The sequence below is a fragment of the Candidatus Pelagibacter communis genome, from assembly GCF_001180205.1.
Classification (GTDB): Bacteria; Pseudomonadota; Alphaproteobacteria; order Pelagibacterales; family Pelagibacteraceae; genus Pelagibacter; species Pelagibacter ubique_O.
Window position 1 is genome coordinate 1 of sequence record NZ_CVSU01000016.1, and the last position, 538, is coordinate 538.

The following is a 538-nucleotide window of genomic DNA, read 5'->3' on the forward strand; positions in this document are numbered from 1 at the left end:
ACAACAACAGAATTAAAACGCATTGAACGACCACCTGTAGTAGCCTTCGATACTCGATTTATGCATACAACTGTTTCTTCTTGTAACTCTAATTCTGTTGGATTAATAAAAGTACTCAAATCAATCCCCGTTATATTTGAATTTTTTCAGCACGAATAGCGTCACCCACGGCTTTTATGCGACCATGATATTTATAGCCATTTCTATCAAAAATAATTCTTTTAATATTTTCTTTTTTCATTTTTTCAGAAATGGATTTACCAACAATCGTGCTCTTTTCAATTTTACTTTTAGCTTTATCAATAGATCCTTTTATTTCCTTATCTACACTAGATACTGACAAGATTGTTTTGTTATTTACATCATCTAATAATTGCAAAAAAAACATTTTTATTTGATCTAAAAACAACAAGACGAGGTAAATTATTAATATTCTTATTTTTCAAATGGTATTTAAGCCTCGTCTTTTTTAACTTCCATTTTTGTTTTATTACTTTATTTCTATCTTGCATAATATTTATATCTATTCTCCCACACC

At 28.3% G+C, this 538-nt stretch carries 1 protein-coding gene; it reads right to left on the minus strand.

Annotated features, from left to right (window positions below):
* Window positions 1-130: 130 nt before the first annotated feature.
* The gene (locus AMO08_RS00640) at window positions 131-388 is read right to left on the minus strand and encodes a 50S ribosomal protein L18 (protein WP_179850721.1); all 258 of its coding nucleotides are present in this window, start codon (window positions 386-388) and stop codon (window positions 131-133) included.
* Window positions 389-538: the final 150 nt, after the last annotated feature.